Origin of the sequence: Micromonospora sp. NPDC005710 (genome assembly GCF_040630995.1) — a bacterium.
Taxonomy (GTDB): Bacteria; Actinomycetota; Actinomycetes; order Mycobacteriales; family Micromonosporaceae; genus Micromonospora.
In genome coordinates, this window is sequence record NZ_JBEXYP010000020.1 from 27,993 (window position 1) to 41,616 (window position 13,624).

Sequence of the window (13,624 nt, forward strand, 5' to 3'; positions counted from 1 at the left end):
GCTGCCCCGCTGGCCGCTGATGATCGCTTTCGGTCTGATTCCCGTGTGGTGGCTGGCCGGCGCGTTCTACCTGATCTGGCCACTGTTCGGCGCGGTGCTCCTGGCGTTGCTGATCGTCCGCGGGCGGGTGCCGCTGCCGCCGGCCACCGGGATCTGGTTGCTCTTCCTGACCCTCGTGCTGCTCAGCGCCACCCAACTGCCCGCAGTCGTCTCACTGCTGCCCTTCGGGCTTCGGTTCGGTTACTACGTCACCGCCCTGGTGGTCGGGGTGTACGTCTACGTCTACGCGCGGGAGCGGGGCGACGTGCCGGCGGCGCTCGTGCCCCTGTGCATGTTCTGGTTCGGCCTGGTGCTGTTGGGCTGGCTGGGCGTGCTGGCACCCCGCTTCGAGCTGACCACCCCGATGGAGATCCTGCTGCCCGGTGGCGTCGCCCATCACCCGTACATCCAGGATCTGGTCCATGTCAGCGCCGCCGAGTGGAGCAGGGTGTCGCTCACGCCGATCTACCGGCCCACGGCACCGTTCCCGTACACGAACAACTACGGTGGGGCGTACGCGATGACGTTGCCGTGCGTGGTGGCGTACACCATGTTGCGTCGCCGTGGGTTCCTCCGGTGGGCCCTGCTGGTGTCGCTGCCGCTGTCCCTGGCGCCGGCCTTCCTCACCCTGAACCGGGTGATGTTCGCGAGCCTCGGGGTGGGCCTGGCAGTGCTCGGGCTGCGGGCCGCGCTCCGCGGAAACGTCCGCGTCGGTGCCTCCGTCGTCGGGGTGATCACCATCGTCGGTCTGACGACCCTGTTGATCCCGGTCGCTGATCTGATCAACAGTCGGGTCGAGTCGACCGACACGAACACCGACCGGTTCTCCCTCTACGCCGAGGTCATCCGCCGGATGTGGGACTCGCCGTGGCTCGGGTACGGCGCGCCGGTCACAGTGGACACCGTGACCGCCGAGGTGCCGGTCGGCACCCAGGGGCAGTTCTGGACGGTGTTGTTCAGCCACGGCGTGCCGGCGCTGCTCTGTTTCCTCGCCTGGTTCGTGGTCGTCGTGCTGAAGACCGCCCGGGCCCGCTCGGCGCCCGGCCAGTGGTTGGCGGTGATTCCCGTGATCTGTCTCGTGCAGATCCCGTTCTACGGCATGGCCGACCCCACCATGACGATCGCGTACGTCGGGGTCGCCGCCGCCTTGGCGCTCACTGAGAGTGAGGTGGGCACCAAGGGAGGGGGCAGTGGCCGCCCGGTGCACAGTCCGAAGGTGGTGACGGGTTGACCGCCGAGACCCGTTCGACAGCCGAGCCCGGCGCCGGTGCGATCCCGAGCGACGGTTCGTCCGAGACGCGGCGCAGCGCCCGTACCGGCCTGGCGGGGTTGGCCGGGGCCGCGACCAACGGGCTCTTCGGTTTCCTGCTGGCTGTGGTGATCACCCGCAGCTACGGCACCGTCGGCTCGGGTGCGTTCTTCGCGGCGATCGGAGTCGTCACGGTGACCGCCGCCATCTGCACGCTCGGTGCGGAGACCGGGCTCATCTGGACCCTTCCCCGCCGGCGTGTCGGCCGGGGAGGTGACGCGGCGCGGGTGCTCCCGGTGGCGCTGCTGCCCCCGTTGGCGGTCGCCATCGTCGTCGCCGTCGGCGGAGTCCTCGCCGCTGACGCGCTCGCACCCCGCCTCCTGGACGGGCGCGGCGGCGCCGACACGGCTTTGCTCGTGGTCAGCTTCGCCACGGTGCCGCTGGTGGTGGCGATGACGCTCCTGCTGGCCGTGCTGCGGTGTGTGCGACCGATCCGGGCGTACATCGGGGTGCAGTCCGTCCTGGTTCCGGTCGCCCGGCCGCTGCTGGTCGGCGTGGCGGCCGTTGCCAGTGGTGGCGTGCTGGCCGGCATGGTCGGTTGGGTGGTTCCGGCGGCGATCGCCGTCCTGGCCTGTCTCCTGCTGGTGACCGGCCCGCTGGGGGTGGGCAGGGGTTCGGCGTTGCGCCCCGAGCGGGCCGACTGGTCGACGTTCTGGCGTTTCGCGCTGCCCCGCGCCGCCTCCGCCGCTATCGACGCCAGCGCCGTGTGGGTGGGCGTCCTGCTCACCTCGGTACTCGCCGGGCAGGCCGCCGCCGGCGTGTTCGGCGCTGTCGGCCGGTACATCCTGGCCGGGCAACTGGCCATGCAGGGCTTGCGGGTGGCGGTGTCGCCCCAACTGTCCCGCCTGCTCGGTGCCGGCGAACGGGCCGCGGCAGCCGCCGTGCACCGGCAGATGACCACGTGGGCTCTGGCGCTGTCGTGGCCGGTCTACCTCCTGCTCGCGGTGTTCGGGTTGGCGTTCCTGCAACTCTTCGGGCCGGGCTTCACCGCCGGGGCCACCGCGATCACCGTGCTGGCCGTGGCGATGCTCGTCAACACCGGGGTGGGTAACGTCCAGACGCTGCTGCTGATGAGCGGTCGCAGTGGCCTTCACCTGGTCGCGACGGTCGCCGGGCTGGGGGTGACCGTCTCGCTCGGACTGGTGCTGATCCCGCAGCACGGGGTGACGGGTGCCGCCACCGCCTGGGCGGCGGGCATAGTCACCGAGAATCTGATCTCCTTCGTCTGCGCCCGGGTGGTGATCGGCCAGCCGCTCGTCGACGCGGCGCTGGCACGTGCGGCGGCAGCGGTCGTCGTCACGGTGGGAGTCGCGGCGCTCAGCGGCGTGCTCATCGGCGGTCGGGGGATCGCCGGCCTGGTGGTGGCACTTGTCGTGCTGGTCACCGGCTGCGTCGGCTTGTTGACGGTGCCTGCGGTGCGACGGCGGATCCGGGTGACCATGAGGCAGTTCCGTCGGGGTCGGACGGCGGCGCCGGTCGCCGCCGAAACCGCCGTGACGTCGACGAAGGACAGGTGAGAACGCGTGTCGTCCATCCGAGATCGGGTGAAGCAGCTCGTGCCCGCCCAGGTGACGAACCTGGTGAAAGGCTCCCTGGTCGACTACGGGGTGCGGACCAGCGACCGCAGAGGGCTGCCGGACTTCCTCATCATCGGCACCAAGCGCGGCGGCACCACCTCGCTGTGGAACTACCTCGTGCAGCACCCGCTGGTGCCGAGGCTCTTTCCGGCCTGGAACACCAAGTCGGCGCACTACTTCGAGGAGCACTGGGGTCGCGGCGAGGCGTGGTATCGCTCGCACTTCCCGACGGAGCGGCAGCGTGCGGCCCTGACCAGGCGGCACGGTGGGCCGGTCCGGGTCGGTGAGGCGGCCCCGCTGTACATGTTCCACCCGCTCGCCGCGCAGCGGGTCGCCGCGCTGATGCCCACCGTGAAGCTGATCGTGCTGCTGCGGGACCCGGTGGAGCGGGCGTACTCGCACTGGAAGGAACGCCGCACCCACGGCATCGAGCCACTGGACTTCGCCGCCGCGCTGGCCGCCGAGCCGGAGCGCACCGCGGGGGAGCGGGAACGGTTGATCGCCGAGCCGGAGTCGTTCAGCGAGCCGTACGACTGGTACACGTACCGGGCCCGGGGGCGTTACCTGGAGCATCTGGAACCGTGGCTGGAGCGCTTCGACCGGGAGCAGATCCTCTTCCTGCCCAGCGAGGACCTCTACAGTGACTCGCGCGCTACCTACCGGCGAACCCTCGACTTCCTCGGTCTGCCGGCTCACGACCTGCCCAGCTTCAAGGTCTACAACGATCGCCGGTCCGCGCCGCTAGAGCCCGCGGTGCGCGCCGAGTTGACCGACTACTACCTGCCGTACAACGACGCGTTGCGCCAGCGGCTCGGGATGGACTTCGACTGGGCGGACCGGCCGGCGTGACGGCGCCTGTCGACGCGACGGCGGATCCGCGGTCACGGACGGACGGCCTGGGCTGGGTGAGCCGGGCGGTCTTCCCGGACCGTCGGGTCGCGTTGACGGTGGGGGGCGACCCGCCGGCCGGCCATCGCGCGGTGGCTCGCTACGCCGTCGTACCCTCGCCGGCCCGGGCCCGGTTCCTGGTGCCACTGGGCGCGCCACGCGCCGCAGCCGCGTCGCTGCTGGCGTACAACGCGCTGCGGCCTCCGAAGGTGCGGGCGTTGCGGGCCGCGATCGGCGGGCTGGCCCGGTTCGGCGCGGTGGGCCTGGCCCCGTTCCCGACCCTCACCGTCTCGGTGCCCGCCGGGGTGCCCGCGGCCGAGGTGCTGCTGGCCGAACGGGTAGCCGACACGCTCGGTGGCACCCCGCTGTTGGCAGCCTTCGGCGTCCGCCCACCGGATCCCAACCACAAGCCCACACTGCAACTGTTCAGCGCCGACGGCCGCCCCCGCGGGTACGCCAAGATCGGCTGGAATGACGCCACCCGCGCGTTGGTCAGCGCGGAGGCGGCCGCGCTGCGGGCGCTGCGATCGGTGGCCGGTGCGGCCGACCACCCGGTGCCGCCGGGTCTGCTGGCCGAGCTGACCTGGGCCGGACAGGTGGTCGCGGTGATCGAGCCGCTGCCCCCTGCGGTACGCGGGGTGCCGGTCGACGATCCGCCCCGGATCGCGGCGCTGCTCGCGGTGGCCCGACGGGGTGGGCCGGGGACGCCGCTCCGACCGCTTGCCGGGTCGGCGTTCGTGGCGCGACTGACCGCGCAGGCCGAGCGCGCCGCTGCCGGCGGGGCCGCTGGTGCTCGGGCCGTCGACGCCGTCCAGGCGTTGGCCCGGCGGCACGGGGGCACCGAGGTGGAGTTCGGGCACTGGCACGGTGACTGGGTGCCGTGGAACCTGGGCGAGCACGCCGGACGGTTGGTGGCCTGGGACTGGGAGCACAGTGGCCCGGACGTGCCGGTCGGCTTCGACCTGGCGCACGACGCGTTCCAGCGGGCACTGGTGCTGCGCGGCGAGCCGGCCGTGGTGGCTGCCGGTGCCGTCGACGCGTACCTTGACCGGCACGGTGACCGGCTCGGCCTGGGCCCGGCGCAGCGCCGGTTGGTGGCCGACGGCTACCTGCTGGAGATGTGGTTGCGGACCTGGCGGCTGGCGGACGCGGGCGCGGGCTGGAACGCCGCGCTGCATCCCGCGCTGTTGGACGTCATCGAGAAACGACATAGCGGCTGATCCGGGGAAATCGCCGAGGGTGGCACCGGGGGCGGTGCCACAGAGTGACGAAGAAGACGCAGGTCGTGATGAGCATCGATATGGCTCGGGCGATCGGTGGGCCAGACCATCCCACGCGGTGGGCAAGCGATCGGCTGGTCGCGCTATTCAGCGACTGGCAAACGTGTGATCTGCTCATGCGTGGCGTGGACCATAATTCCAAGCGTACTTGTGGGGAGTCGCGTGGACAGGAAGATCGAGGCCGAAGAACCTCCGGCACTGCTTCTGGTCGGATCCAGCGGCGGGCACCTAGCCCAGCTGCTGGCGTTGCGACAGTGGTACGAGGGCCGGCAACGCTGTTGGGTCACCTTCGACACACCGGAGGCGGTGTCGCTGCTCGCCGGCGAGGATCTGGTGCCGGCGTACCACCCAACCACCCGTAACGTGCCGAACCTGTTGCGCAACGCGGTGCTCGCCTGGCGGGTGCTGCGCGAGCGGCGGGTCGAGGCAGTCGTCACCACTGGCGCCGGGGTGGCAGTGCCGTTCGTGGTGCTGGCCCGGCTGTGGCGCATCCCGACCGTCTACATCGAGGTGTACGACCGGATCGACACCCCGACGCTGACCGCCCGACTGTGCCGTCCGTTCCTCTCCGCGATGCTCGTGCAGTGGGATGAGCAGCGGCGGCAGTACCCGGAGGCAACTGTCGTCGGGACGCTGTTGTGAGCGGGGAGGCGACGACCGGCACCGCCCGGCGTCCGCTGCCCCCCGAAATCCCGCCGAGCACCGACGCCGAGCACGGTCGCCTGCCGCGGCAACGCGACGTGGCGTCGACGGACCAGTTACGGGTCCTGGTCGCCGTCGGCACGGACAAACATCCCTTCGGCCGGCTCGTCGACTGGTTGGCGCACTGGCACGCGGACGCCGCTGGCCCGGTGGACCTGACTCTGCAACACGGGCACACCAGGGCGCCGGCGGTGCCCGGCGCGGTGTCGTTCCTCGGCCACGCCGCCCTGCAGGAGGCGATGTCCCGCGCCGACCTGGTGGTCTGCCACGGTGGCCCGGCGACCATCCTGGAGGCCCGGCGGCACGGCCACCTCCCGATCGTGGTGCCCCGCGACCCGGCGCTCGGCGAGCACGTGGACAACCACCAACAGCTCTTCGCCCGTCGGCTCGGCGTCGCCGGCATGGTCGCGCTCTGCGAAACCCGGGAGCAGCTAATCGACGCGCTGGACGCCGGGTTGAACGACCCGTCCCGGTACGCGGTGACGGCCGACCCCCAGGCGCAGCGGGCGCAGGCCGCGGCGGTGGCCCGGGTCGGTGCGATAGTCGACGAGTTGGTGGCCCGATCGGCGCGGCGCCCGCCGCGTCGGGGAGTGTGGGCACGGCTGCGCCGCGGCGCGGAGGAGACCAGGTGACCCGGCAGCCGAGCGTCAGCGTCGTGGTGCCCACCCGGGACCGCCCGGAACTGCTGCGGGCCGCGGTGCGTGCGATCCTGGCCCAGGAGTACGCCGGGCCGGTCGAGGTGGTGGTGGTCCACGACCAGTCGTCGCCCGACGAGTCCCTGGCCGCGTCGGACGACCCGGACCGCGTGGTCCGGGTCATCAGCAACACCCGCACACCCGGCCTGGCCGGGGCCCGCAACAGCGGCACCCTGGCCGGCAGCGGCGAGCTGATCGCCTTCTGCGACGACGACGACGAGTGGCTGCCCGGCAAACTGGCCGCGCAGGTGACTGCCCTCGTCGCCGACCCGGGGGCGGAGTTCGTCTGCTGCGGCATCCGGGTCAGCTATGACGGCAGCACAGTCGACCGTGTGCTGGACAAGGACCGGATCACCCTCGACGACCTGCTGCGCGACCGGATGACCGAACTGCACCCGTCCACGTTCCTGATCCGAGCCAGCGCGCTGCGCGACGGGTTCGGTCTGGTCGACGAGGAGATCCCGGGCAGCTACGCCGAGGACTACGAGTTCCTGCTGCGGGCCGCCCGCAGCGCGCCGCTGCTCAACCTGCGCACCCCGTCGGTGCTGGTGCGGTGGCACAAACGGTCCTACTTCGCGCAACGCTGGGACACCATCTCCGAGGCGTTGCAGTGGTTGCTGCAGCGCTACCCGGAGTTCGCCAGCCAGCCGGCCGGCGAGGCCCGGGTGACCGGGCAGATCGCGTTCGCGCGGGCCGCCTCCGGTGACCGCCGGGGTGCGCTGCGCTGGGCCCGGCGAACGCTTCGGCGAAACCCCCGGGAGCCGCGCGCCTACCTCGCCCTCGCCGTCGCCGGCCGGGTGGTCCGGGCCGACGCGGTGCTGCGCACGCTGCACAAACGCGGCCGGGGTATCTGACCGAGCCGGACGACGCACCGCACTCCCTCAACGAGCACCAGCAGATCAAAGGACAACCATTCATGGGACTTCACTCGCTCAGGTTCCGTCTCGTCGACTCGCCGACATCGCTCGGTGCCAAACGGCGGGCACGGCGCGCGGCCTGGCTGTCGGACGCCTTCCCCGACCTGGCCGACATGACCGTCCTCGATCTGGGCGGCCGAGTGGACAGTTGGGCGCGCGTCCCCGTCCGGCCGGCACACGTCCACGTGGTCAACCTGGAGCCGCTGCCCACCGAGCTGCCCGACTGGGCCGAGGCCGACCACGCCGACGCCTGCGAGCTGCCCAAGAGCATCCTGAGCCGCACGTACGACCTCGTCTTCAGCAACAGCGTCCTCGAACACGTGGGTGGGCACGAGCGGCGGCAGCGGATGGCCGACGCGGTCCGTGAGTTGGGGCGCGCGTACTGGGTGCAGACGCCGTACCGGTACTTCCCGGTCGAGCCGCACTGGGTGGCCCCCGGGATGCAGTTCCTTCCGGTGTCGGCGCGGGTGGTGATGGCGCGTAAGTGGCCGCTCGCCTACAACCCCGGCAAGTCGTACGAGGCGGCGATGAGGCAGGTGCTGACGACCGAGTTGATCGGCCGCGCCGAACTCAAGTATCTGTTCCCCGACGCGACCATTCGTAATGAGCGTCTGGCGGGTCTGACCAAGTCGATCATCGCGATCCGGAACCGCTGAGACGGCGACGCGGCTCCAGAGAAACGCTGGCGAGCGTCATCCGACAGCACCGGCCCGGGCGCCATCGAAGATGCCCGGGCCGGTGGAACGTCTATCTGCGCGACGCCTTGCTGCGGAGGACGATAAACAGCAGGCAGCTCATCAGGAATACCGTTACGGGCAGCCCTGATTCCCGCCACGATTGATCACTAACCGTCACCTCGATGATCACAGCGACTCCCGAGAGAAGCATCGCCAGGACCGCGAGATACAGAAGTAATTTTGGTCTCAATCTACTCCCATCCACACTCATCGACCATCTCCTTTGCCGATGCCCCTGCCGCAAAGAAACTCGAGACGGCGAGGACGCCGCTAACGAGAGTTACGGGAGTCGTCAGGACAGAGACTTCGAAAACGACCACCGCGGCAGCTGTGGTGACAACTTTCGTGGTGCAGGTCTGCCCCGTCGGGTCTCCATAGCTCACCGGGTTGCACGCCGCATACGCGTACCGGTTGCCCTGCTTCGGACTACCGATGAAGCTGAGGTTGTCCTGTTGGGTGAAGCGTCCCTGGTCCGAGTTGTACCAGCGCTGCCCGAACTTCGTGAACTTTGTCGCCGGGTCGTACGTGCCGCTGGCGTACCGGATGATGTTGGTCTGCCCCAGGCCCGTCTCGGACGCGGTGAGCGCGTTGCCGTACGGGTCGTAGGTGTAGCTGGCCGAGGCGGAACCGTCCGCCTTCACCAGCCCGACGACCGAGCCGAGCCCGTCCAGGACGTACGCGTGGTCGGTGGTGCCGACGCGCACGCCGAGCGGGGTGCCGAGGCCGTCGCGTTCCACGTAGACATTGGCGTTGGCACCGATCTTCCACGACTGGAGCCACGGCATGCCGTGCTGGTCGTCCCGGCCGTACGTGAGGCTGATGCCGCCCGCCTGAGCCAACTCCACCTGGTCGGTGCCGGCGTAGCTGTAGGTGGTGGTGCCGCTGGTGGTGGCGGTGGTCATCTGCTTGGCGGCGTTGTAGCCGATGCCGCTGACGGCCGGGGCGCTGGTCTTCGTCTGGTTGCCCCGGGTGTCGTAGGTGTTGTTGGTGGTGGTGACCTGGTTGGCGCTGTTGTATGCCAGCGTCTGGGTCGTGGTGCCGTCGACCTTGACGGTCTCGCGGTTGCCGTTCGTGTTGTACGTGTAGTCGTAGGTCTTGCCGTTGTGGTTGGCGGCCTTGGTGAGCCGGTCACCCTTGTCGTAGGTGTACTGGCTGATCTGCCCGTTCATCTCGTTCTTCTGCCACTGACGCAGCCCGGTGTCGTCGGCCTTGGCCGTTGAGCACGCCTGGCCGGACACGTACTTCGCGTGGCAGTAGGTCACGTCGAAGACTGTCGTCGGGCTCGCCGAGTTGCGGGTCGAGGTGATGCGCAACGGGCGGTCGGACTTGTCGTACGTGGTGGTGGTCTTCAGCGCCCAGGTGCTGTTGGCGGCGTTGGTGGCGAACCACGTGGTGATGCGGTTGCCGTCCTTGTCGTAGTCGAAGTTGTAGCGGGTGCTCCCGGCGGTGTCCATGCGGACGAGCCAGTTGCGGGTGTTGTAGTAGTACTTCGTGGTGCCCCGGCCGTCCACCAGCTCGTCCAGGTTGCCCGCCACGTCGTGCCGGTAGATCTGCTGTGGCCCCGTCGGCGGGTTGCGCTTGTTCAGCCGGTTGAGCTTGTCGTACTCGTAGGTGGTGGTGCCGGTGGCGTCGGTGCGGATGAGCAGGTTGCCGGAGCCGCCGTACTCGTAGACGACGGCGGTCGTGGCGGTGCAGCCGGAGTAACTGGTGGTCGTCAACCGGTCGTCGAGGCTGTACTCGTAGGTGGTGGTGCAGCCGCCGACGACCTCGGTGCGCAGCCGGCCGTAGCTGTCGTAGGTGAAGGTCTTCGCCGTCAGGCTGTTGCTGGTCGGCGGGGTGAGCGTGGTGAGCTGCTTGTTCGAGTCGTACGAGTAGGTGGTGGCGTTGGTGCCGTTGCCCGGGTCGGTGGACGATTTGACCGTGCCGTCGCTGTTGTAGTCGACCTTCGCCTCGGCGGCCAGGGCGTCCTTGCTGGACATCTGGTTGCCGGCACCGTTGTAGGTGTACGTCGAGCTGTTGCCCTGCGCGTTGGTCGACGACGACGGCTGGAAGTTCGCCGTCGGGTTGGTCGACGTCGCCGTGTTGGCGTAGGCGGCCGAGCCGCTGGCGCCGGTGGGTGACTCCGACTTCGTCTGGGACTGACCGCTGTTGGCGCCGTGGGTGTTCGTGGTGGTGCCGCCCTCGGCCGACACGCTGGTCGCGACGTCGCTGAACGACGTGTAGGTCTTGCTGCGGCTGTTGCCCGCCGGGTCAACGGCCTTGGTGATCCGCTTCTCGGAGTTCACCGTGTAGGTGGTGTGCGGCACCGAGGTGACCGGCTGGGAGAGGTCCTGGCGCGGGTCGGCGACGTCGGTCACCGTCGAGCTGGTGTACGCCAGGCGGGTGGTCGCGCCCTGCATTGTGGCGTTGTCAGTGACCTGCGTGAACGACGTGACGCGGTGCTGCCCGTCGTAGGTGATGGTGGCGAAGGTGCTGTCCTCCATCACGATCTTCGTGAGGTCACCGGCCGAGTTGTACTCGAACTGCACCTTGCGCCAGGTGGCGCTCTGGATGGTCTTCAGCCGGCTGGCGGAGTCGTACTCGTAGGACACGTCCCGCCAGTTGCCGTCGCTGCCGGTGTGCCGGTAACGGGTCAGCCGGTCACCGGTGTAGGTGACAGCGGCCGACCGCACCGACCCGACGCCCCGGTTGGACGTCACTGTCGTCATCTTGCCGCTGCTGTAGGCGACGTCCACGACGTTGCCGTTGCGGTCCTCGGTCTTGTCCAGCAGACCGTCGGAGGTGAAGAACAGCTCCTTGCCGCTGTCGTTCTCGGTGAGGATCCATCCGGTGCCGTTCTGGGCCAGCTTGGCCTTGAACTCGCCCGGCGAGGTGTAGGCGGAGCCCGAGGCGGTGAACTTTCCGACCACACCGTCGGCCGCCGCGTAGGTCACCGAGCCGTCGTCGGCGGGGAACAGCCGGACGTCGATGCCGGACCTCGTCCGCCACCCCGGCCCGTGGGCACCGTTGGCGATGCCGCTGCCGAGCAGGAGACTGTTGAACGACGCGCCGAGCGTGACGTTCTCGGCGATGCCCGGCAGGGTCAGTTCGGTGCTGGTCAGCACCAGGTTGCCGGAGCCGACGTTGACCTTGGCCTGGAGGCGGTCGGTCAACGAGAAGTCGAGGAAGGTGCCGTTGCGGACCGGACCGGTGCCCTTCGGCACCGACGGCGCCGCGGCGGCGGCCTGCCAGGCGGCAGCCGGAGCGGAGCCCCCTGCCGTGAACAGCCACACATCCGAGCCGGAGCGCGGCGACACCACCGGCTTGGTGGCCTTTCCACCCGGCGCCGCGGCGGTCGGAACCGCCCACGCCGGCACTGCTACCAGCACTGACGCTGCGGTAACCGCCAGCGCCACCCCCATACGTACCGCGGTAGATCTCACATGCTCTCCCTATGTGGTCATTCGGCGGGGAGATTCCCGCCGAACATCGAGCCGGGCCGCGCATTGTGTGAAATGCGCAGGAAGGTTCGCCGTCAGGCCGAGGGCCTGACGGATGATGGGGAGCGAGCAGAAAAGACGAGGTCCCACTGGTGCGGGCACCCTCGTAGACAAAAACAAGACCGGCCGACCAAACTCCCCGTGCGGTCGCCGTTACTTGTTGTGGAACAACTTATGGGCATGGCTCGATGGAAACAAGTGCCGATCGCATTTGCCCGGGTTGGTCAACCCGTCCGCTGGGCGGGACGGACCGGGGAGCGCGTCGCGTCGGTGACCCGTCGTGACAGACTGACCGCTGTGTTGCGCTGGCTGACTGCAGGTGAATCGCACGGTCCCGCCCTCGTCGCGATGATGGAGGGGGTGCCGGCCGGCATCGAGGTGACCACCACCGAGATCGCCGACGAGCTGGCCCGCCGCCGGCTGGGCTACGGCCGTGGTGCCCGGATGGCGTTCGAACGGGACGAGGTCGAGCTGATCGGCGGCCTCCGTCACGGCGTGACCCTGGGCAGCCCGGTGGCGATCCGGGTCGGCAACTCCGAGTGGCCCAAGTGGCAGACCGTGATGGCCGCCGACCCGGTCGACCCCGACGAGCTGGCCCGGCAGGCCCGCAACGCGCCGCTGACCCGCCCCCGGCCGGGTCACGCGGACCTGGCCGGCATGCAGAAGTACGGCCACACCGACGCCCGGCCGATCCTGGAACGCGCGAGCGCCCGGGAGACCGCCGCCCGGGTGGCCGTCGGCACTGTCGCCAAGGCGCTGATCCGTCAGGCGCTCGGCATCGAGATCGTCTCGCACGTCGTCGAGTTGGGCCCGGTGGCCGCGAAGCCCGGCCTGCGCCCGACGCCGTCCGACGCCGCCCAGATCGACGCCGACCCGCTGCGCTGCCTCGACCCGGAGGCCAGTGCCCTGATGGTCGCCGAGGTCGACGCCGCGAAGAAGGCCGCCGACACCCTCGGCGGCGTGGTCGAGGTGCTGGCGTACGGGGTGCCACCGGGGCTGGGCAGCCACGTGCAGTGGGACCGCAAGCTCGACGCCCGGCTGGCCACCGCCCTGATGTCCATTCAGGCGATCAAGGGCGTGGAGATCGGCGACGGTTGGCAGCAGGCTCGGTCCCGCGGCTCCGAGGCGCACGACGAGATCATCCCGTCGGCCACCGGCGTCCGCCGGGTCACCGACCGGGCCGGCGGGCTGGAGGGTGGCATCACCACAGGTGAGCCGCTGCGGGTCCGCGCCGCGATGAAGCCGATCTCCTCGCTGAACCGGGCGCTGGCCACAGTGGACGTCACCACCGGCCAGCCGGCCACCGCGATCAACCAGCGCTCCGACGTCTGCGCGGTGCCCGCCGCGGCGGTGGTCGCCGAGGCGATGGTGGCGCTGGTGCTCGCCGAGGCGGCCACCGAGAAGTTCGGTGGGGACTCGATCGCCGAGATCCGTCGCAACGTGGCCGGGTACCTCGACGCGCTCATCATCCGCTGATGGCACCCGTCGTCGTGCTGGTCGGCGCACCCGGCTGCGGCAAGACCACAGTCGGGCGGGCGCTCGCCGCCACCCTCGGTGTGGAGTTCCGCGACACCGACGCCGACATCGAGCAGATGGCCGGGAAGCCGATCCCGGAGATCTTCATCGACGAGGGTGAGGCGCACTTCCGTACCCTGGAACGGGCCGCCGTGGCCGCGGCACTGGCCGCCGGCACAGGCGTGCTCGCCCTCGGCGGCGGCGCGGTGCTGGCCGAGGAGACCCGGGCGGCCCTGATCGGGCACCGGGTGGTGCACCTGTCGGTCGAGTTGCCCGACGCGGTCAAGCGGGTCGGGCTCGGCGCCGGTCGGCCGCTGCTGGCGCTCAACCCACGGGCCACCCTCAAGCACCTGATGGATCAGCGTCGGCCCCTCTACGCCGAGGTGGCCACCGAGACGGTGGTCACCGACGGCCGGGCCCCGGCGCAGGTCGTCGCCGAGGTCGCCGCCCTGCTCCCGCGCTGACACCCCGGCGTCGCCGCTACTG

The 13,624-nt window shown here is 70.3% G+C and carries 11 protein-coding genes; 10 read left to right on the plus strand and 1 reads right to left on the minus strand.

Annotated features, from left to right (window positions below; translation table 11 throughout):
- Nucleotides 1-19 precede the first annotated feature (19 nt).
- The 8 genes from ABZ406_RS23995 to ABZ406_RS24030 all read left to right on the plus strand — a co-directional run bounded on the left by ABZ406_RS23995 (nt 20) and on the right by ABZ406_RS24030 (nt 8,063).
- Nucleotides 20-1,270: an O-antigen ligase family protein gene (locus tag ABZ406_RS23995; RefSeq protein ID WP_357765867.1), complete on the plus strand. Its 1,251-nt coding sequence runs from the start codon at nt 20-22 to the stop codon at nt 1,268-1,270.
- Nucleotides 1,271-1,311: 41 nt separating this feature from the next.
- Entirely contained in the window at nt 1,312-2,865 is a 1,554-nt protein-coding gene (locus ABZ406_RS24000) for a lipopolysaccharide biosynthesis protein (protein ID WP_357765870.1), read from the plus strand.
- A 6-nt stretch (nt 2,866-2,871) separates the two neighbouring features.
- Nucleotides 2,872-3,774, plus strand: coding sequence for a sulfotransferase domain-containing protein (locus ABZ406_RS24005; protein WP_357765674.1), 903 nt, complete (start codon nt 2,872-2,874; stop codon nt 3,772-3,774).
- Nucleotides 3,771-5,033: a hypothetical protein gene (locus tag ABZ406_RS24010; RefSeq protein WP_357765677.1), complete on the plus strand. Its 1,263-nt coding sequence runs from the start codon at nt 3,771-3,773 to the stop codon at nt 5,031-5,033. Before ABZ406_RS24005 ends, ABZ406_RS24010 begins: the two co-directional genes overlap by 4 nt.
- Nucleotides 5,034-5,255: 222 nt before the next feature.
- Nucleotides 5,256-5,735 (plus strand): UDP-N-acetylglucosamine--LPS N-acetylglucosamine transferase, encoded by a 480-nt coding sequence (locus tag ABZ406_RS24015; protein WP_357765679.1) that lies wholly within the window; start codon nt 5,256-5,258, stop codon nt 5,733-5,735.
- A gap of 80 nt (nt 5,736-5,815) precedes the next feature.
- Nucleotides 5,816-6,427 (plus strand): glycosyltransferase, encoded by a 612-nt coding sequence (locus tag ABZ406_RS24020; protein ID WP_357765873.1) that lies wholly within the window; start codon nt 5,816-5,818, stop codon nt 6,425-6,427.
- Complete coding sequence (locus tag ABZ406_RS24025; RefSeq protein WP_357765681.1) at nt 6,424-7,344, plus strand: glycosyltransferase; 921 nt, start codon at nt 6,424-6,426, stop codon at nt 7,342-7,344. The genes ABZ406_RS24020 and ABZ406_RS24025 overlap by 4 nt, the downstream gene beginning before the upstream one ends.
- 62 nt (nt 7,345-7,406) lie before the next feature.
- Nucleotides 7,407-8,063 carry a class I SAM-dependent methyltransferase gene (locus ABZ406_RS24030; RefSeq protein ID WP_357765683.1) on the plus strand — a complete coding sequence of 219 codons (657 nt, stop codon included), beginning with the start codon at nt 7,407-7,409 and terminating at the stop codon, nt 8,061-8,063.
- Between the two features lie 272 nt (nt 8,064-8,335).
- Here ABZ406_RS24030 and ABZ406_RS24035 read toward each other — a convergent pair whose 3' ends face one another.
- Nucleotides 8,336-11,566 (minus strand): RHS repeat-associated core domain-containing protein, encoded by a 3,231-nt coding sequence (locus tag ABZ406_RS24035; protein WP_357765686.1) that lies wholly within the window; start codon nt 11,564-11,566, stop codon nt 8,336-8,338.
- Nucleotides 11,567-11,920: 354 nt separating this feature from the next.
- Here ABZ406_RS24035 and aroC point away from each other — a divergent pair, with 354 nt between their 5' ends.
- Both aroC and ABZ406_RS24045 read left to right on the plus strand, forming a co-directional pair.
- Complete coding sequence (gene aroC, locus ABZ406_RS24040) at nt 11,921-13,099, plus strand: chorismate synthase (RefSeq protein ID WP_357765689.1); 1,179 nt, start codon at nt 11,921-11,923, stop codon at nt 13,097-13,099.
- Nucleotides 13,099-13,602, plus strand: coding sequence for a shikimate kinase (locus tag ABZ406_RS24045; RefSeq protein ID WP_357765691.1), 504 nt, complete (start codon nt 13,099-13,101; stop codon nt 13,600-13,602). The genes aroC and ABZ406_RS24045 overlap by 1 nt, the downstream gene beginning before the upstream one ends.
- Nucleotides 13,603-13,624 lie beyond the last annotated feature (22 nt).

Bases quoted from the DNA above. Each gene is read 5' to 3' on its own strand.
- ABZ406_RS24030 (WP_357765683.1), top strand. From the start codon at position 7,407: ATGGGACTTCACTCGCTCAGGTTCCGTCTCGTCGACTCGCCGACATCG.
- ABZ406_RS23995 (WP_357765867.1), top strand. From the start codon at position 20: ATGATCGCTTTCGGTCTGATTCCCGTGTGGTGGCTGGCCGGCGCGTTC.
- ABZ406_RS24045 (WP_357765691.1), top strand. From the start codon at position 13,099: ATGGCACCCGTCGTCGTGCTGGTCGGCGCACCCGGCTGCGGCAAGACC.